Source organism: Enterobacter sp. BIDMC109 (assembly GCF_001037885.1).
In the GTDB taxonomy this organism is placed as follows: Bacteria; Pseudomonadota; Gammaproteobacteria; order Enterobacterales; family Enterobacteriaceae; genus Enterobacter; species Enterobacter hormaechei_C.
Map to the genome: position 1 here is coordinate 4,243,733 of NZ_KQ090002.1, position 17,583 is coordinate 4,261,315.

17 protein-coding genes are annotated in these 17,583 nt (G+C 56.7%); 3 read left to right on the plus strand and 14 right to left on the minus strand.

All coding sequences use genetic code 11. The features are described from left to right. Positions 1–31 precede the first annotated feature (31 nt). The 8 genes from tatC to udp all read right to left on the minus strand — a co-directional run bounded on the left by tatC (position 32) and on the right by udp (position 7,117). Positions 32–802, minus strand: a complete 771-nt coding sequence (gene tatC / locus SK62_RS19975) for a Sec-independent protein translocase subunit TatC (RefSeq protein ID WP_015569997.1) — start codon at positions 800–802, stop codon at positions 32–34. Between the two features lie 2 nt (positions 803–804). After that, entirely contained in the window at positions 805–1,347 is a 543-nt protein-coding gene (tatB, locus tag SK62_RS19980; protein ID WP_003860783.1) for a Sec-independent protein translocase protein TatB, read from the minus strand. Positions 1,348–1,350: 3 nt separating this feature from the next. After that, entirely contained in the window at positions 1,351–1,605 is a 255-nt protein-coding gene (tatA, locus tag SK62_RS19985; protein WP_003860787.1) for a Sec-independent protein translocase subunit TatA, read from the minus strand. A gap of 76 nt (positions 1,606–1,681) precedes the next feature. Beyond that, the gene (gene ubiB / locus SK62_RS19990; RefSeq protein WP_017383580.1) at positions 1,682–3,322 is read right to left on the minus strand and encodes a ubiquinone biosynthesis regulatory protein kinase UbiB; all 1,641 of its coding nucleotides are present in this window, start codon (positions 3,320–3,322) and stop codon (positions 1,682–1,684) included. Further along, the gene (locus SK62_RS19995) at positions 3,319–3,924 is read right to left on the minus strand and encodes a ubiquinone biosynthesis protein UbiJ (protein WP_023295740.1); all 606 of its coding nucleotides are present in this window, start codon (positions 3,922–3,924) and stop codon (positions 3,319–3,321) included. The genes ubiB and SK62_RS19995 overlap by 4 nt, the downstream gene beginning before the upstream one ends. A 13-nt stretch (positions 3,925–3,937) precedes the next feature. Further along, the gene (gene ubiE / locus SK62_RS20000) at positions 3,938–4,693 is read right to left on the minus strand and encodes a bifunctional demethylmenaquinone methyltransferase/2-methoxy-6-polyprenyl-1,4-benzoquinol methylase UbiE (RefSeq protein ID WP_003860790.1); all 756 of its coding nucleotides are present in this window, start codon (positions 4,691–4,693) and stop codon (positions 3,938–3,940) included. 66 nt (positions 4,694–4,759) lie between these two features. After that, positions 4,760–6,217 carry a DNA recombination protein RmuC gene (gene rmuC / locus SK62_RS20005; protein WP_017383581.1) on the minus strand — a complete coding sequence of 486 codons (1,458 nt, stop codon included), beginning with the start codon at positions 6,215–6,217 and terminating at the stop codon, positions 4,760–4,762. 138 nt (positions 6,218–6,355) lie between these two features. After that, positions 6,356–7,117: a uridine phosphorylase gene (udp, locus tag SK62_RS20010; RefSeq protein WP_003860792.1), complete on the minus strand. Its 762-nt coding sequence runs from the start codon at positions 7,115–7,117 to the stop codon at positions 6,356–6,358. Between the two features lie 259 nt (positions 7,118–7,376). On the opposite strand from udp, the gene SK62_RS20015 reads away from it, so the two are divergent. Next, on the plus strand, positions 7,377–8,183 hold the full coding sequence (locus SK62_RS20015) for a dienelactone hydrolase family protein (RefSeq protein ID WP_023302906.1): 807 nt from the start codon (positions 7,377–7,379) through the stop codon (positions 8,181–8,183). 47 nt (positions 8,184–8,230) lie between these two features. On the opposite strand, the gene metE is transcribed toward SK62_RS20015, so the two are convergent. Further along, a complete protein-coding gene (gene metE / locus SK62_RS20020) occupies positions 8,231–10,492 on the minus strand; it encodes a 5-methyltetrahydropteroyltriglutamate--homocysteine S-methyltransferase (RefSeq protein ID WP_047718504.1) in 2,262 nt (753 codons plus the stop codon). 116 nt (positions 10,493–10,608) lie between these two features. On the opposite strand from metE, the gene metR reads away from it, so the two are divergent. Beyond that, on the plus strand, positions 10,609–11,562 hold the full coding sequence (gene metR / locus SK62_RS20025) for an HTH-type transcriptional regulator MetR (RefSeq protein ID WP_047718502.1): 954 nt from the start codon (positions 10,609–10,611) through the stop codon (positions 11,560–11,562). On the opposite strand, the gene SK62_RS20030 is transcribed toward metR, so the two are convergent. The 3 genes from SK62_RS20030 to pldB form a co-directional block, all read right to left on the minus strand. Beyond that, the gene (locus SK62_RS20030) at positions 11,450–12,349 is read right to left on the minus strand and encodes a carboxylate/amino acid/amine transporter (RefSeq protein ID WP_047718500.1); all 900 of its coding nucleotides are present in this window, start codon (positions 12,347–12,349) and stop codon (positions 11,450–11,452) included. The genes metR and SK62_RS20030 overlap by 113 nt on opposite strands. An 82-nt stretch (positions 12,350–12,431) precedes the next feature. Beyond that, entirely contained in the window at positions 12,432–13,232 is an 801-nt protein-coding gene (gene yigL, locus SK62_RS20035; protein WP_015570001.1) for a sugar/pyridoxal phosphate phosphatase YigL, read from the minus strand. Positions 13,233–13,263: 31 nt separating this feature from the next. Continuing rightward, positions 13,264–14,256 carry a lysophospholipase L2 gene (gene pldB / locus SK62_RS20040; protein ID WP_015570002.1) on the minus strand — a complete coding sequence of 331 codons (993 nt, stop codon included), beginning with the start codon at positions 14,254–14,256 and terminating at the stop codon, positions 13,264–13,266. Between the two features lie 111 nt (positions 14,257–14,367). Here pldB and rhtB point away from each other — a divergent pair, with 111 nt between their 5' ends. Next, on the plus strand, positions 14,368–14,988 hold the full coding sequence (gene rhtB / locus SK62_RS20045; protein WP_006812363.1) for a homoserine/homoserine lactone efflux protein: 621 nt from the start codon (positions 14,368–14,370) through the stop codon (positions 14,986–14,988). Here the strand turns inward: rhtB and rhtC are convergent. Together rhtC and recQ are read right to left on the minus strand one after the other, a co-directional pair. Next, on the minus strand, positions 14,985–15,605 hold the full coding sequence (gene rhtC / locus SK62_RS20050) for a threonine export protein RhtC (protein WP_006179256.1): 621 nt from the start codon (positions 15,603–15,605) through the stop codon (positions 14,985–14,987). The genes rhtB and rhtC overlap by 4 nt on opposite strands. A gap of 61 nt (positions 15,606–15,666) precedes the next feature. After that, positions 15,667–17,496 carry an ATP-dependent DNA helicase RecQ gene (gene recQ, locus SK62_RS20055; protein WP_032620661.1) on the minus strand — a complete coding sequence of 610 codons (1,830 nt, stop codon included), beginning with the start codon at positions 17,494–17,496 and terminating at the stop codon, positions 15,667–15,669. Between the last annotated feature and the right edge of the window lie 87 nt (positions 17,497–17,583).

Below are 17,583 nucleotides of genomic sequence, written 5' to 3' on the forward strand. Positions count from 1 at the left end.
ATATGACAACCGCCCTGACGGGCGGTTGGTTTTATTCTTTAGTAGTCTCTTCAGACGGCTCGTCTTCTTCGTCCCGGGTACGCCCCTTTCCGACGTAGAAACGAGCGAAGAACACGCCGACTTCAAACAGGCAGTACATAGGTATCGCCAGTAAGGTTTGCGAGAAGACGTCCGGTGGCGTTAACAGCATACCTACGACAAATGCCCCCACCAGGATGTACGGGCGCTTCTTACGCAGATCGTCAGGCGTGGTCACCCCCACCCAGCAGAGCAGGACAATTGCTACGGGCACCTCGAAGGCGACACCAAAGGCCATAAACAGCGCCATCACGAAGCTGAGGTAGCTGGCGATGTCCGTCGACACCTGTACCCCTTCCGGTGCGGTATGCGTCAGGAAGCCGAAGGCCAGCGGGAAGACAACGAAGTAGGCGAACGCCATGCCGATATAAAACAGCAGCGAACTGGACACCAGCAGCGGAATAACCAGCTTGCGTTCATGCTTGTACAGCGCGGGCGCCACAAATGCCCAGACCTGATACAAAATGACCGGCGCAGAGGCAATCAACGACACCCAGAAGGTCAGTTTGATCGGGGTAAAGAACGGTGAAGCAACGTCTGTTGCAATCATCGTCGCGCCCAGAGGCATCTGTTTAATCAGCGGCGCGGAAACCACCTGATAGATATCGTTGGCAAAATAGACCAGACATAAAAAAATGAGGAAAACCGCAATAATGCAGTTTAACAGGCGCTTACGCAGCTCAATGAGGTGCGTAATAAGCGGTTGAGTATCATCTACTGCCATGTTTACGCTTTATCACTCGACGAGGGGGATGATTCGGAAACGGGCGCGGCGGGTTTTACCTCAGCCGTTTTGACCACGGGCTCTTCCGGCGGCACCTGCTTTTTCACTTCGGGCTCCTGCGGCGATTGCTCTGGCGAAGCAGCCTGATGCTCCGCGCTGGAAGGCGTTACACCCTCGCGCTGCTCTTCGCTACCCTTCACCACCGGATTGTGGATGGTGTTTGCTTCATCGCTCGCCTTCTCAGGATCGTTAATGCTGTAAGAACGCTTCATGGATTCCGCCGCTTCGCGCAACTCATCCATTGATGCTTTCAGCTCCGGCGTCAGGTTGTCCATGCTCGCCTTTTCAACCTTTTTCAGGCTGTCCTGAAATTCCTGAAGCTTCAGCTCCTGCGCCAGCTCGTTCTGCACGGTAGTTGCCAGCGAGCGAAGCGCCCGCACCCAGCCCACGACGGTTTTCACCGCAACGGGTAAACGCTGCGGCCCCAACACAATCAGACCAATCACAAAGACCAGCAGTAACTCACCAAAACCAATGTCGAACACGAATTACACCTGCTCTTTATCGTGACGTTTAGCCTCTTCCTTTTTGGCTTCGTCCTGCTTATCGGCGATGGATTTAGCGGTAAAATCAGCATCCTGACTGGTTTTTTCCTGCTTATTCTCATCATCGCTCATGGCTTTCTTGAAGCCTTTGATTGACGCGCCCAGGTCGGAACCAATCGATCCGAGTTTTTTCGTGCCAAACAGCAGCACAACGATGACGGCAATGATCACTAACTGCCAGATACTGATACCACCCATGCGTGTTCCCCAGTGATAGATGATTAATTAGTCAGATCGCATTATACGTATGCAATCTCTCGATAGCGACGCTAATTCAGCGCGTTTTTCGCCAGCCAGCAAGCCAGACAACCACACCGGCAGCCATAATCCAGGCTGGCATCATTTCCCAGTCCGGACGATTGATCAACAGCAACGTGCCGCTTATCAGCAGCGTCGCGCCAATTCCGAAGAGATAGCGGGACTGCCCCTGACGCACGCGACTGGATTGAAGCTCGTGCGCGATTTTATCCATGCTGTGCTGAAGGTTCTTGCTCTGACGCAAACTGTCGTAAACCAGTTCAGGAATTTCAGGCATTTTTTCAATCCAGAACGGGCCTTTCTCTTTAAGCGAGCGAACCAGGGCTGGAATACCGACCTGATCCTTAATCCAGGATTCGAGGAACGGTTTCGCGGTTTTCCACAAGTCTAACTGAGGATAGAGCTGGCGGCCTACGCCCTCAACGTAAAGTAATGTTTTCTGAAGTAAAACTAATTGTGGCTGCACTTCCATATTGAAACGGCGTGCGGTGTTGAACAGGTTGAGCAGGACGTGTCCGAAAGAGATCTCCGAGAGCGGCTTTTCAAAAATCGGCTCACAGACGGTGCGAATCGCAAATTCAAACTCTTCCACGTTGGTATCTGGCGGAACCCAGCCTGAATCCACGTGCAGCTCGGCCACCTTACGGTAGTCGCGATTGAAGAAAGCGATAAAGTTCTCAGCGAGGTAGCGCTTATCCTCTTTATTCAGCGAGCCGACAATACCGCAGTCGATGCCGATGTATTTCGGATCTTCCGGGTGCTCATAGCTGACGAAAATGTTGCCCGGATGCATGTCTGCATGGAAGAAGCTGTCGCGGAAAACCTGAGTAAAGAAGACCTGCACGCCACGCTCGGCCAGCAGCTTCATGTTGGTGCCCTGTTTTTCCAGCGCCGCCACGTCCGAGACCGGAATACCGTAGATACGTTCCATCACCATCATGTTCTGACTGCAATAGTCAGAATAGACTTCAGGAACATACAGCATCGGGCTGTCTTCAAAGTTTCGACGCAGCTGAATGGCGTTCGCCGATTCACGCAGCAGATTAAGCTCGTCAATCAGCGTTTTTTCGTATTCCCGAACCACTTCCAGCGGACGCAGACGGCGACCATCCGGCAACAGACGCGGCACCCAGCGAGCCAGGCGATAAATCAGCTTCATGTCTGCTTTGATAACCGGCAGGATATCCGGACGAATCACTTTGATGACCACCTCTTTGCCATTTTCCTTCAGGCGCGCGGTGTGAACCTGCGCAATAGAGGCAGAGGCCAGGGGCTGAATATCGAAATCATCAAACCAGGTCTCGATGGGGATATTGCCCATCGCTTCTTCGATTTGTTTCTTCGCTCTCGCTCCGTCAAACGGAGCAACGCGGTCCTGCAATAGCGCGAGCTGATCGGCAATCTGCGGTGGGAAAAGGTCGCGACGTGTTGAGAGCATCTGCCCAAACTTGATCCAGACCGGGCCCAGCTCCTGTAACGCAAGACGCAGGCGTGCGCCCAGCTCCTGATCCTTATGGCGATTCGGCATCCAGAACAGCGTGCGACGCCAAAGCCGAAGCGGCAGGGTGATACGCATTCTGGGGATAAGCTCGTCGAGCCCGTAGCTCAAAAAGGTGCGAACGATAAAATAGAGGCGCCGAATTTCACCAGGCGTCATTTGCCCTCCAGTTTTTCCAGCCGTTTGGTTAACGCATCAACTGCGCGCTCAACTGCCGCGGTCTCTTCTGCAAACCAGGCGACTTCTAAAGGCCCCGGCGCCATACGCCACTCTTCGGTCAGCACCTCGGCAGCGTAGCGCTGTTGACGGAGCAGACCTTTACGAAGGAAAGCGGAACCCGTGCGCAGCGTTTTGCTTATACCTTCAGCCGCGATGTCGCCGATATAGGGCGCCATCAGTTCCGCCGGGTCGAATTCAGCCTGATCGCTGAGTGCAACGAAGTTCTGTACCACCTGAATATCGCCTTCGACCTCCAGCTCACCGCTGCGAATAAGCGCCGTCATCTGCTGACGGTCACGCAGTTTTGGCAATACGCTCATGTGCGTAATCACCGAGCAGTCAGCCTCGCCTTCCCACTCCCCCAGAACGTCAAGCTGGCGTTCGCTGAAGACCAGCACAAGCGGCGTCGAGAACTCCTTTAAAACGATGCGCAGCACCTTTCCGTTAAGCCGCTGACGTGCGGTTTTCAGCGCCGGAGCGCGATACAGAAAGGCATTCAGTACATTCTCGATGCCTGCGGTGACTAAGGGTTTAATGGGCACGGGAAACCTCCACTCAGAACTTGTAACCACGATGCAGCGCGACGACACCCGCCGTCATATTGAAGTATTCCACGTTTTCAAACTCCGCATCCTGCATCATCGCTTTCAGCGTGTCCTGATCCGGGTGCATTCGGATGGACTCGGCCAGATAACGGTAACTTTCTGCATCGTTTGCCACCAGCTCGCCGATGCGCGGCAGAACGTGGAAGGAATAGGCATCGTAAGCTTTGCTCAGCGGGTCGATAATCGGTTTAGAAAACTCGAGTACCAGCAGTCGACCGCCCGGCTTAAGCACGCGGTACATGGAGCGCAGCGCTTTATCTTTATCGGTCACGTTACGCAGACCGAAAGAGATGGTGATGCAGTCGAACGTATTATCCGGGAACGGCAGCGCTTCGGCGTTGGCCTGAACATATTCAACGTTGCCTACCACGCCGATATTACGCAGCTTTTCGCGTCCCATTTTCAGCATTGAGTCGTTGATATCCGCCAGCACCACGCGGCCGGTTTCGCCAACCAGACGGGAGAATTTAGCGGTCAGATCCCCTGTGCCTCCGGCTAAATCCAGCACCGTTTGTCCACGGCGCACGCCGCTGCAATCAATAGTGAAGCGCTTCCACAAGCGATGAATGCCGAATGACATCAAATCATTCATCACATCGTACTTCGCCGCCACGGAATGAAATACGTGGGCCACCATGTCAGCTTTCTGCGCTTTGGCGACAGTCTGAAAGCCAAAGTGCGTTGTGTCTTGTGAATCGTCAACCATCTCAGAGCCTGCTAATCAGTCAAATGTTCGTGAAGTGTAACAGATTGGGCGCATTTGCCCTACGTTTCAACCACCGTGAAAGAAACGCGCCGGCTGCGCTTCGGGGGATAAACTCGCCGCTAAATCGTTGTCTTCATTGCGGCTATTTTGCTTACCGTCGCCTTCACGCAGACGAAACTCTTCGTCCTGAGCGGTAGCCTGCTCCACCAGTTCCGGATTAATCTCGCGTTTAACTTCCACCCCCAGGCTGCGAAACGCCTCCGCCTGCGCCAGCAAATTGCCACGCCCGGAGGAGAGTTTTTTCATCGCCTGGCGGTAGTTATCCTGCGCGCGATCCAGGCTTTGCCCCACCGAGGACATATCGTCCACAAACAGCCGCATTTTGTCGTACAGCTTGCTGGCGCGATCGGCAATCTGCTGCGCGTTACGGCTTTGGTGCTCATAGCGCCACAGGTTGGCAATGGTACGTAACGCCACCAGTAGCGTGGTGGGGCTGACCAGCATAATGTTATTTTTCAGCGCTTCGGTGATCAGTTCGGGCTGTCTGTCGAGCGCCAGCAGGAACGCAGGCTCGACCGGAATGAACATCAGCACATAATCCAGCGATCGCAGCCCCGGCAACTGCTGATAATCTTTTCTGCCCAACAGACGGATATGGTTACGCACGGAGGCGATGTGCTCCTGCAACGCTGTTTCGCGGGTGTAGTCATCCTCAGCGTTGAAGTAGCGCTCATAGGCCACCAGCGTCATTTTGGCGTCGATAACCACATCTTTGCCCTGTGGCAGACGAACAATGACATCCGGCTGCATCCGCGAGCGCGCATCGTTCTCAATGCTGACCTGCGTTTCGTATTCGTATCCTTCGCGCAGGCCAGAGGCCTCCAGCACGCGCGTCATGACCACTTCGCCCCAGTTTCCCTGCGCTTTGTTATCACCTTTCAGTGCGCGCGTCAGGTTAACCGCCTCCTGCGCCATCTGCGCATTCAGCTGCTGGAGATTACGAATTTCATGCGCCAGCGTGTGGCGTTCGCGGGCTTCCTGACCAAAGCTGTCCTGTACCTGACGGCGAAAGCCATCCAGCTGTTCACGCAGCGGCGTCAGCAGGCTGTTCAGGCTCTGGCGGTTCTGCTCATCCACGCGGCGATTGCTGTGCTCAAAAATGCGGTTCGCGAGGTTCTCAAACTGCTCGCTAAGACGCTGCTCGCTGTTGATCATCTGACGGATTTTGTCTTCGGCGTGCAGTTGGGTGGACTCAAGACGGGTGGTCACTTCACGGAGATCGGCCTCCAGCGAGGTATTGATATCACGCAGATTGCGCAGTTCGTTATTGAGCAGTTCGCATTCGTCGCGCCAGTGATCACTCAGCGCAAGCTGTTGTTTCGTCGCGCTAAGTTCAGCGACGATCTCCTCGCGCTCTGCCAGCTGTTCGGCTTTCTGCTGCGCATGCTGGTAGCCGGAAATGAGCCAGCCAATTCCCACGCTCACCAGCGCAATCACTGCATAAATCAGGATTGAGATATCCACAATGCCCCCTGCATCAACGTATTACCGCACAAAATAGAATTGTGCTGTATGAACGTCCAGTTTGAAAGGGTTTTCCTGCGAGGCGTTACGCAAAAAGAAAAGGCCGAGCATGTCGACCTTTCAGCACTGAAGAGAGAATTAGATCAGGCGGCGCGCCGCTTCAACCACGATTTTCACCGCATGGCTTTCAGTCTGCTTCATGGTTTCAGCGTTCGGGATCTCCTGCTGAGTACGGTTGACGATAACGCCCGCCACCATACCGGCACGCAGACCCTGGCTTGCGCACATGGTCAGCAGCGTCGCAGATTCCATTTCGTAGTTCATGACGCCCATCGACTGCCACTCTTCCATGGAGCCTTTGAAACGGCTCACCACGCGACCAGAGAAGGTGTCGTAACGCTCCTGGCCCGGGTAGAAGGTATCGGAAGAGGCAGTTACGCCCACGTGGGTGGTTGCGCCCACGGACTTCGCGGCTTCAACCAGCGCGGTGGTGCATTCGAAATCGGCCACTGCCGGGAATTCCATCGGTGCAAAGTGCAGGCTTGCCCCGTCCAGACGCACGGATGCGGTGGTAACCAGCACGTCGCCCACGTTGATGTGCGGCTGAATGGCGCCTGTGGTGCCGATGCGCAGGAAAGTACGAATGCCCAGCTGCGCCAGCTCTTCTACGGCGATAGAGGTAGACGGGCCACCAATACCGGTAGAGCACACGATCACCGCTTTACCGTCCAGCTCTGCGCGCCAGGTGGTGAATTCGCGATGCGCTGCCAGCTTAACCGGCTTATCCATCAGCGCGGCGATCTTTTCCACACGCTCAGGATCGCCAGGGACGATAGCAAGCGTAGCCCCTTGTAAATCGTTTTTAGTGAGGCCGAGATGAAAAACATCAGACTTAGACATAGGTGACTCCTCTGTGGGTCGGTTTGTCAGAAGAAGTAAAACGGTACTTTACAGAAGCAATGTGCATTATTTCGTGACACACCTCACCATGAATGAAAATGATTGCAGTTAATTTCCATAAAATAGTGATTCACATCACATTAACAAGTTATATCGCCGGGTGCTGCACAAAAGATAGACGCTATAAGGCACTGTGGATTGTTAACCTGGTGTCTATATTTATCTTTGCGCTAATCCATTCATTGGTACGGAGAATGCCATGACTGAAAAAATCGGTTTTGCACCTGCTGCGGCCCCGCATGCTTCAACCATCGTCTCAACCCCTGAAGAGGCCATTACCGCAGGCGAGACCTCCATTCCCTCCCAGGGAGAGAACATGCCAGCGTACCACGCGCGGCCAAAATCCGCCGATGGCCCGCTGCCCATCGTGATCGTGGTGCAGGAAATATTTGGCGTTCATGAACATATTCGCGACCTCTGCCGCCGTCTGGCGCTGGAAGGTTACCTGGCCGTTGCGCCGGAACTCTATTTCCGTCAGGGCGATCCGAATGATTACAGCGACATCCCGACGCTGTTCAGCAACCTGGTCAGCAAAGTGCCGGACGCGCAGGTGCTGGCCGATCTCGACCACGTTGCCAGCTGGGCGGCGCGCAACGGTGGCGACCCGCACCGTCTGATGGTGACCGGCTTTTGCTGGGGCGGACGCATTAGCTGGCTGTATGCCGCGCACAATCCGCAGCTGAAAGCCGCTGTGGCCTGGTACGGTAAACTGGTGGGTGAAAAGACCCTGAACTCGCCGAAACATCCGGTTGATATCGCCACCGATTTAAATGCCCCGGTGCTAGGGCTGTATGGCGGCCAGGATACCGGCATTCCGCTTGATACCGTCGAGACCATGCGCCACGCGCTGCGGGCGGCAAACGCGAAGGCCGAAATCGTGGTGTACCCGGATGCGGGACACGCGTTTAATGCCGATTATCGTCCGAGCTATCACGCAGAATCGGCGAAAGATGGCTGGCAGAGAATGCTGGCGTGGTTCAGCCAGTACGGCGGGAAGAAAGCGTAATACAAAAAGCCCGGTGGCGGCTGCGCCAACCGGGCAATCCAGCCCCACTACGCCTGACGCAAATTCTGCGCCGCCTGTACCATGTTCGCCAGCGCCGCGCGGGTTTCAGGCCAGCCGCGGGTTTTCAGGCCGCAGTCCGGGTTTACCCACAGGCGTTCCGCCGGAATGCGCCGGGCGGCTTTTTGCAGCAGCGATTCAATCCACTCCACGCTCGGCACGTTAGGGGAGTGAATGTCATACACGCCCGGCCCGATTTCGTTCGGGTAGTCGAACTCTTCGAACGACTCCAGCAGCTCCATGTCTGAACGCGAGGTCTCGATGGTGATCACATCGGCGTCGAGCGCGGCAATGGAGTCCATGATGTCGTTAAATTCGCAGTAACACATGTGGGTGTGGATCTGCGTGTCGTCCTTCGCGACGGCCGCGTTGAGGCGGAACGCCTCCACGCCCCACGTCAGATAAGCATCCCAGTCGCTGCGACGCAGCGGCAAGCCTTCACGCAGCGCCGGTTCGTCGATCTGAATGATGCCAATCCCCGCCGCTTCCAGATCCGCCACTTCATCACGCAGCGCCAGGGCGATCTGTTTGGCGATGGTTTCCCGGGATACATCTTCACGCGGGAACGACCAGCAGAGAATGGTCACCGGCCCCGTAAGCATGCCTTTTACCGGTTTGTCGGTCAGAGACTGGGCATACTTCGCCCACTCCACGGTGATCGCCTCCGGGCGGCTGACGTCACCGATCACCACCGGCGGCTTCACGCAGCGGGAGCCGTAGCTTTGCACCCAGCCGTTCTGGGTAAAGACAAAGCCGTCCAGGTGTTCACCGAAGTATTCCACCATATCGTTACGCTCGGCCTCGCCGTGCACCAGCACGTCCAGACCCAGACGTTCCTGCTCGACGATCGCCTGTTTGATGTGCTCCGCAATGCCGGTGCGGTAGTGATTCGCATCCAGATTGCCCTTTTTGAAGTCCAGGCGCAGGCCGCGGATCTCGGTAGTCTGCGGGAAGGAGCCGATGGTTGTGGTCGGCCACGCGGGCAGGTTAAAGCGCGCACGCTGGGCTTCGGCGCGCACTTCATACGGGCTCTGGCGCTGGCTGTCCCGGGCAGTGATGGCTGCCAGACGTTTTTCCACCGCCGGGTTATGCACGCGCGTCGAGTGACGGCGCGCCTGGATCGGGGCGCTCCAGTCGGTAATCGCTGCCGTGTCGCCGCTGTTCAACGCGTCGCGCAGCAGAGCCAGCTCCTCACACTTTTGCAGGGCAAAGGCAAACCAGCTTTTCACCTCAGGGTCGAGTCGGGTCTCCACGCTCAGGTCGATCGGGCTGTGCAGCAGGGAACAGGAAGAGGCTACCCACAATTCACGTTTACCGACAATGTCCTTGATTTGTGCATATTTCCCGGTGAGATCGGCACGCCAGACGTTACGACCATTCACCAGACCGGCAGAGAGCAGCCACTCCGCAGGCAGACGCTTGTGCAACTCTGCCACATCGTCTTTGCCGTGAACGAGATCAACGTGCAGACCCTGAACCGGCAGCGCGGTAATGGTGTCGAGGTTCGGCGTTACGCCCTCGAAATAGGTGGTCAGCAGCAGCTTCACCTGGCCCGTGAGCGCGTCATACGCCGGTTTGAAGGCATCCAGCCACGCCTGCGGCAGCTCAAGCACCAGCGCCGGTTCATCGATTTGCACCCACTGAATACCGCGCTTACCCAGCTCAATCAGAACCTGCTTATAAACCGGCAGAATAGCGTTCAGCAGGCGGAGGCGGTCGAACTGCTCACCTTTCACTTTGCCCAGCCACAGGTAGCTGACCGGCCCCAGCAGGACGGGTTTCACCTGGTGACCCAGCGCCAGCGCTTCGTCCACTTCATCCAGAAGCTGGGTCCAGGTCAGTTTGAACTGCTGGCCCTTAACGAACTCCGGCACCATATAGTGATAGTTAGTGTTAAACCACTTGGTCATTTCCGCCGCTGCCGCTGGCTCACCCGTTGGCGCGCGGCCACGGCCGATGCGGAACAGGGTATCGATATCCACCGATCCATCGTTGTTCTGATGACGAGCCGGCACGTTGCCAAGCAGCAGGCTGGTGGTCAGAACATGGTCGTACCAGGCGAAATCGCCCACCGGCAGCAGGTCTACGCCCGCCTGCTTTTGCTGATCCCAGTGACGGGCGCGCAGCTCGCGTCCCACGGCCAGCAGTTCTTCGCGGGTGGCGTTACCCGCCCAGTAGCTTTCTTGCGCTTTTTTCAGCTCGCGACGCAGGCCAACGCGAGGGAAACCGAGAGTGTGAGTGCGGATTGTCATGGCATACCCCTTGTAGAAATTCGTTATTTAGACGTCCAGATGTTTACACTTCTATAATTGGCAGGTACTGTATATTCCTCAAGCGCAAAATGTTCATGGCGAAGTGAAGGACTTTCATGATCGAGATAAAACACCTGAAAACGCTACAAGCGTTGCGGAACTGCGGTTCTCTTGCGGCGGCAGCGGCCACGCTGCACCAGACTCAGTCTGCCCTTTCTCACCAGTTCAGCGATCTGGAACAACGCCTCGGCTTTCGTCTTTTTGTGCGTAAGAGCCAGCCTTTGCGCTTTACGCCGCAGGGCGAAATTTTGCTTCAGCTGGCGAACCAGGTGTTGCCGCAGATTGCCAGCGCGTTGCAGTCCTGCAACGAGCCGCAGCAGACCACTCTGCGCATCGCCATTGAGTGTCACAGCTGTATTCAGTGGCTGACCCCCGCGCTTGAGAACTTCCGCCAGAAGTGGCCGCAGGTGGAGATGGACTTCAAATCCGGCGTCACGTTTGATCCGCAGCCGTCGCTTCAGCAGGGTGAGCTGGATCTGGTGATGACCTCAGATATTCTGCCGCGCAGCGGTCTGCACTATTCGCCAATGTTTGATTTTGAGGTGCGTCTGGTGCTGGCCCCGGACCATCCGCTGGCCGCTAAAACGCGTATCACGCCGGAAGATCTGGCAACGGAGACGCTGCTGATTTACCCGGTACAGCGCAGTCGTCTGGATATCTGGCGCCATTTCCTGCAACCCGCGGGCATCAGCCCACAGCTGAAAAGCGTGGATAACACGCTGCTGTTAATTCAGATGGTGGCGGCCAGAATGGGGATTGCGGCGCTGCCGCACTGGGTGGTCGAGACGGTTGAACGCCAGCGTCTGGTGGTCACCAAAACCCTGGGTGAAGGACTGTGGAGCCGGCTGTACGCCGCCGTGCGTGACGGCGAGCAGCGTCAGCCGATTACGGAAGCGTTTATTCGCTCAGCGCGGAACCACGCGTGCGACCATCTTCCGTTTGTGCGGAGCGCGGAGCGACCCAGCGGCGATGTACCCACAGCGAAGCCAGGATCACCGTTCCCCCAATAAGGAAACTCGGCCAGTGCGGCTGCTCCTGCCAGATGGCGAGGTTCACCAGTAGCCCCGCTGGCACGTGCACGTTGTTCATGATCCCCAGCGTCCCGGCGTCTACCTGCGTAGCGCCGTAGTTCCACATAAAATAGCCCAGCCCCGACGCCACCACGCCCAGCCAGACCAGAACGCTCCACTGCACGGAGGTAGTCGGCAGCTTTTGCGGATTGCCGAGCAGAAACCACGCCGCTATCGCGACAATCGCCGCGCCCATATAGAACCACGCAAACGCGTTATGCTGCGGCATCGGGCGGGTCTCCATCAGACGTTTGTAACCCACCATCCCGATGGCAAAGCTGATATTAGCGAGCTGGACGAACATCAGCCCGGTCCAGAAGTGATCGCTTACCTTGTCATAGCGAATAATCGCAGCGCCAATGACTGCCAGCGCAGCGCTCAGCAGATATCCCCAGCGCAAACGGCGCCTGCTGAGCAAGTCATAAATCAGCGTGATGTAGAGCGGCGTCAGCACGGTGAAGAGCAGAAATTCCGAGACGGACAGGTAAACGTAGGCCCGGAAGCTGAACAGGTACATGATGCCGAGCTGCATCGCGCCTACCAGCATGTACAGCAGTATCGTTTTTAGCGACTGCCCGCGGGTACGCAGGAACGGCAGGAACACCAGCGCCGCCAGCCCCACGCGCATCAGTACCGAGAAGTAGCTGTCGACCGATCCGGCAAGGTATTCGCCAATCAGACTAAAGGAGAAGGCCCACAGGATAGTGGTGATAATGAGTAGCGCCACAATGCTTGTCTCTCAGAAAGAAGGAGAGGCATTGTAGCGAACTCTTTAGTTGACATCTGAACAATAAACAATCAATTGAAGATTATTCAAGGAACAGTTTGCGCAGATACTTAGGCACGGCGTTATCGCCGTTGGTGCCGATCACTTCCAGCTCCGGGTGCAGATCTTTCAGGCGCTGGTGCGCGTTCTGCATGATGCAGCCTTTACCCGCCATGGAGAGCATCTCGGCATCGTTCATGCCATCGCCAAAGGCAATACAGTCTTTCAGATCAAAGCCCAGCCGTTTCGCTACCGCTTCCAGCGCGTGACCTTTGGACACCCCGCCCGCCATCACTTCCAGACAGGTCAGCGTGGAGAAGCTCACGTTCACGCGGTCGCCCCAGCGGGCGTTGATCGCCTGCTCCAGCGGCAGTAACTCCTCATGATTTACACAGGTGAAGAACACCTTACTGATCCCTTCCGGCTCCAGCAGACCCGGCTCGTACAGTGAGTACTGGAATACGGCTTCCTTGAAAAAGCGCATCTCTTCCGGGCGGTGGCGGTTCATAAACCACTCGTCGTCGCGGTAAACGTTAGTGACGATATCCGGGTTGTTATGCACAATGCCGAACAAATCGGTGGCGATGTCGCGATCGAGATTGTGGGTAAAAATCAGGTTGCCGTCCGTGTCATGTACGCGCGCACCGTTGGAGGTGATCATGTACGACTTGATCTCCAGGTTATCGCGGATCTGCCCCACGTCCACGTGGTGGCGGCCAGTGGCGAAGACAAAGTTCACGCCACGGGCAGTCAGGAGTTTTAAGGTCTCTTTCGCATAAGGCGACAGGGTGTGGTCGGGGGAAAGCAGCGTGCCATCTAAATCAGATGCAACAACCTGGTACATAGGGATTTCAACCTCTGGTGGAAAACAATAATCAGTTATGCCTGTTGAAAAATTCAACAATGGCGTTGAGCGCGACTGAGCGCATAGCGTCCTTTTCAAAAAGGATCTCATGGTACGCACCGTTGATGACCAGCGGTTTACCCCCTTCACAGGGATGGCCCGCAGCGGCGCGAAGTTCACAATAGCGGTCATGCATGCGGTTATCCACCACACGCTCTTCTTCCGCCTGGATCAGGAGCGTCGGCGTGTCATCATCGCCTACGCCCGCCAGCACCTGCTCACCGGCATGAATACCTTCCCGCACCCAGTGCCAGGTGGGGCCGCCGACCCGCAGACGCGGTTCATCGGCATAAAAACGCAGGTTGCGGCGATAACGCTGCCGGCTGTGGGTTAACACGTTGATGGCAAATGGCAATGCCCGCCAGCGTCCTGTTCCGATGGCATAGCCTTCTCGAATGCGCTGATGGCCCTCAGCCCAGTCCAGCAGATGGCGCACCATCCAGTCAGGAAAACGTATCACAATGCCGTACATCGGCGCGGTCAGCGCAATGGCGTCACACTGGTGCTTATGGCGCTGCAAAAACAACGTCGAGATCGCGCCCCCCATGGAGTGGGCAAGAATATAACGCTTGCGCCACGGTCCGGGCTGCACTTCCTGCTGCCAGAACGCGGCCAGATCGTCGACGTAATCGCTGAAGTTATCCACGTGGCCGCGATGGGTATCCGGCAACATCCTGCCAGAAAGCCCCTGCCCGCGATGGTCGATAATTAACACATCAAAGCCCAGATGGAACAGGTCATACGCCAACTCGGCATATTTGATATAGCTTTCGATGCGCCCGGGGCAGACCACAATCACCCGGTCATTTTTTTCATCACGGAAACGAACGAAGCGTACCGGGATTTCCCCGACGCCCATAAACTCATCTTCCTCACGCTGGCGCCAGAAATCGGTCAGCGGCCCCATGGAGAAAGCAGCAAATGCGTTTTCTCGTGTTTCCCAGTCCTTTTTCTGCTGAAACATTGGGTTTCCACCCCCCGTAATTCAGGGAATATCGTTTTTTTCGTCACCGGTCACAAAATGACTCAACAATAGCGTATTGTGGCATAAAAACAGACGATCCGGGAGTTTCAAATGACCTTCGAATGGTGGTTCGCCTACCTGCTGACATCCATCATCCTCAGCCTTTCACCTGGCTCGGGCGCAATCAACACCATGACCACCTCCATTAATCACGGCTATCGCGGCGCGGCGGCGTCAATCGCCGGTTTACAGACCGGGCTTGGCATTCATATTGTGCTGGTGGGGATTGGTCTGGGCACGCTGTTCTCCCGTTCGGTGCTGGCCTTCGAGGTGTTGAAATGGGCTGGCGCAGCGTATCTTATCTGGCTGGGTATTCAGCAGTGGCGCGCCGCAGGCTCGATTGATCTGCATACGCTCTCCCGGACGCAAACACGCGGCCACCTGTTTAAACGCGCGGTGTTCGTTAACCTGACCAACCCGAAAAGCATCGTGTTCCTCGCCGCCCTGTTCCCGCAGTTTATCGTGCCGCATCAGCCACAGGTGATGCAGTACGTGGTGCTGGGCGCGACCACCATTATTGTCGATATCATTGTGATGATTGGTTACGCGACGCTGGCGCAGCGAATTGCGGCGTGGATCAAAGGGCCTAAGCAGATGAAGGCCCTGAACAAAGTCTTTGGTTCGCTGTTTATGCTGGTTGGCGCGCTGCTTGCGTCAGCGCGTCATGCTTAGCGAGAAATGATGAGATGAATGCCGAAGCCGGCGAACAGCGCGCCGGCAAAGCCGTCGATCCACTTCGCGATGCGCTGGTAGCCGCGACGCATCGCCGGTAAGGCAAACAGGCTTGCCACAACGGTAAACCAGGCGAACGTCTCAACAACGATCAGCAGGAAGATCCCCCAGCGCGCGCCCGCGCCGACGTTATCCCCTACAAACAGCGAGAACACAGAGCCGAAGTAGATAATCGCTTTCGGGTTCGCCAGGTTGGTCAGCAGCCCTTTCACAAAGCTACGGCCGCCCGTTGCCAGCTCAACCTTTGGCTCTTCCGGCTTTTTCTCTTCTTTCTTCAGCGCCCCGCGCAGCATCTGGTAGCCCATCCAGCACAGGTACAGACCGCCGCCGACCATGATGATGTTATGCAGCCACGCCATTTTCGCCAGGATCAGGTTCAGACCGAGCAGCGCAACCGCCGCCCAGACCATGACGCCCATGGTAATACCGAGCACACCCATCATTGCCTCTTTGCGGGAGCGGCTGACGGCCGTTTGTGACACGAAGAAAAAGTCAGGGCCAGGGCTCATCAGCGCAACGATGTGCACTAACGCCACGGTGAGAAATAGCATTAACATAATTAGCTCGCGGGGAAATAATACAGTGAGTCACCATCCTGGCACTTTTTCGCCCGGCTGACTACTCCTCATCATCACCATCAGCGTGGGAACGGATGAGCGCCATAAACTCTTTACCAAAGCGCTCCAGCTTACGCGTGCCGACGCCGTTGACGCTGAGCATCTCGCTGGCGCTGAGCGGCATTTGCTCGGCCATCTCGATAAGCGTCGCGTCGTTGAACACCACGTATGGCGGGATGTTCTCTTCATCCGCAATGGCTTTACGCAGCTTACGCAGCTTGGCGAACAGCTTGCGATCGTAGTTACCGCCGTAGGATTTTTGCATCACGCGCGGCTTCAGGGCGACGACGCGCGGAACGGCGAGCTTCAGTTCAACCTCGCCACGCAGGACCGGTCGCGCCGCTTCGGTCAGCTGAAGCGCAGAATGCTGGGCAATGTTCTGCGTGGCAAAGCCGAGATGGATCAGCTGGCGGATGATACTCACCCAGTGCTCGTGGCTCTGGTCTTTCCCGATGCCATAAACCGGCAGCTTGTCGTGACCCATATCGCGGATACGCTGGTTGTTAGCCCCGCGCAGCACTTCAACGACGTAGCCCATCCCGAAGCGCTGGTTCACGCGTCCGATAGTCGAGAGCGCTTTGCGCGCGTCCATCAGGCCATCGTACTGCTTCGGCGGGTCGAGGCAGATATCGCAGTTGCCGCACGGTGCCTGACGCCCTTCACCAAAGTAGTTGAGCAGCACCAGACGGCGGCAGGTTTGCGCTTCGGCGAAGGCCCCCATCGCGTTAAGCTTGTGGCGTTCGATATCCTGCAACTGCCCCTGCGGTTTCTCCTCGAGACAGCGGCGCAGCCACGCCATATCCGCCGGATCGTAAAACAGCATCGCTTCCGCAGGCAGGCCGTCACGCCCGGCGCGGCCGGTTTCCTGATAGTAGGATTCGATATTGCGCGGAATGTCGAAATGCACCACAAAGCGCACGTTGGGCTTGTTGATCCCCATCCCGAACGCCACCGTTGCGACCACGATTTGCAGGTCGTCGCGCTGGAATTTCTCCTGCACGTCGGCGCGGATATGGTTCTCCAGCCCGGCGTGATAGGCCGCGGCGCTAAAGCCACGGTTTTGCAGACGCGCGGCGGTGTCTTCCACCTTCGCCCGGCTGTTGCAGTAGATGATGCCGGACTTTCCGCGCTGCTCCTGCACGTAGCGTAAGAGCTGATCCAGCGGCTTGAACTTCTCCATCAGCATATAGCGGATGTTCGGGCGGTCGAAGCTGCTGACCTGAATATACGGGTCGTTTAGCCCCAGCAGGCGAACGATGTCCTGACGCGTGGTGTCGTCCGCCGTGGCGGTAAGCGCCATAAACGGCAGCTCGGGGAAGCGCTGACGAAGCTGGCCAAGAGCGGCGTATTCCGGGCGGAAATCGTGCCCCCACTGGGAGATACAGTGCGCTTCATCCACCGCCAGCAGCACCGGATTCCAGTGCGCCAGATGATCGAGGAAGTTGTCCAGCATCAGGCGTTCTGGCGCGATATACAGCAGGCGGATCTGCCCGGTGCGGCACCCGGTCATTACCTCTTGCTGTTGCTCGCGGGTCTGCGTCGAGTTCAGGCAGGCCGCCGCCACGCCGTTGGCAAGCAGCTGGTCGACCTGGTCTTTCATCAGGGAAATAAGGGGCGATACCACGACCGTCAGGCCATTAAGCACCAGCGCGGGCACCTGATAGCAGAGCGATTTTCCGCCGCCGGTCGGCATGACCACCAGGCAATCGCGGCCTTCCAGCACGGTTTCAATGATGGTTTCCTGGCCAGGGCGGAACTGCTGGTAGCCAAAGGTTTCCTGCAAAACCTGTTTAGCCAGCGATTCCTGATTCAATACTTCCGCCTGCGCCACGTTAACCCCATATGCCAGAAATGAAACAGGCGCTATTTTCAGCGCCTGAGAGAGAAACTTCAACGTTTAACGCAAAAACATTCGAGC

Bases quoted from the DNA above. Each gene is read 5' to 3' on its own strand.
- ubiE (WP_003860790.1), bottom strand. From the start codon at position 4,693: ATGGTTGACGATTCACAAGACACAACGCACTTTGGCTTTCAGACTGTC.
- metE (WP_047718504.1), bottom strand. From the start codon at position 10,492: ATGACAATCCGCACTCACACTCTCGGTTTCCCTCGCGTTGGCCTGCGT.
- tatA (WP_003860787.1), bottom strand. From the start codon at position 1,605: ATGGGTGGTATCAGTATCTGGCAGTTAGTGATCATTGCCGTCATCGTT.
- pldB (WP_015570002.1), bottom strand. From the start codon at position 14,256: ATGTTTCAGCAGAAAAAGGACTGGGAAACACGAGAAAACGCATTTGCT.
- metR (WP_047718502.1), top strand. From the start codon at position 10,609: ATGATCGAGATAAAACACCTGAAAACGCTACAAGCGTTGCGGAACTGC.
- SK62_RS20015 (WP_023302906.1), top strand. From the start codon at position 7,377: ATGACTGAAAAAATCGGTTTTGCACCTGCTGCGGCCCCGCATGCTTCA.
- ubiB (WP_017383580.1), bottom strand. From the start codon at position 3,322: ATGACGCCTGGTGAAATTCGGCGCCTCTATTTTATCGTTCGCACCTTT.
- udp (WP_003860792.1), bottom strand. From the start codon at position 7,117: ATGTCTAAGTCTGATGTTTTTCATCTCGGCCTCACTAAAAACGATTTA.
- tatC (WP_015569997.1), bottom strand. From the start codon at position 802: ATGGCAGTAGATGATACTCAACCGCTTATTACGCACCTCATTGAGCTG.
- rhtB (WP_006812363.1), top strand. From the start codon at position 14,368: ATGACCTTCGAATGGTGGTTCGCCTACCTGCTGACATCCATCATCCTC.
- rhtC (WP_006179256.1), bottom strand. From the start codon at position 15,605: ATGTTAATGCTATTTCTCACCGTGGCGTTAGTGCACATCGTTGCGCTG.
- yigL (WP_015570001.1), bottom strand. From the start codon at position 13,232: ATGTACCAGGTTGTTGCATCTGATTTAGATGGCACGCTGCTTTCCCCC.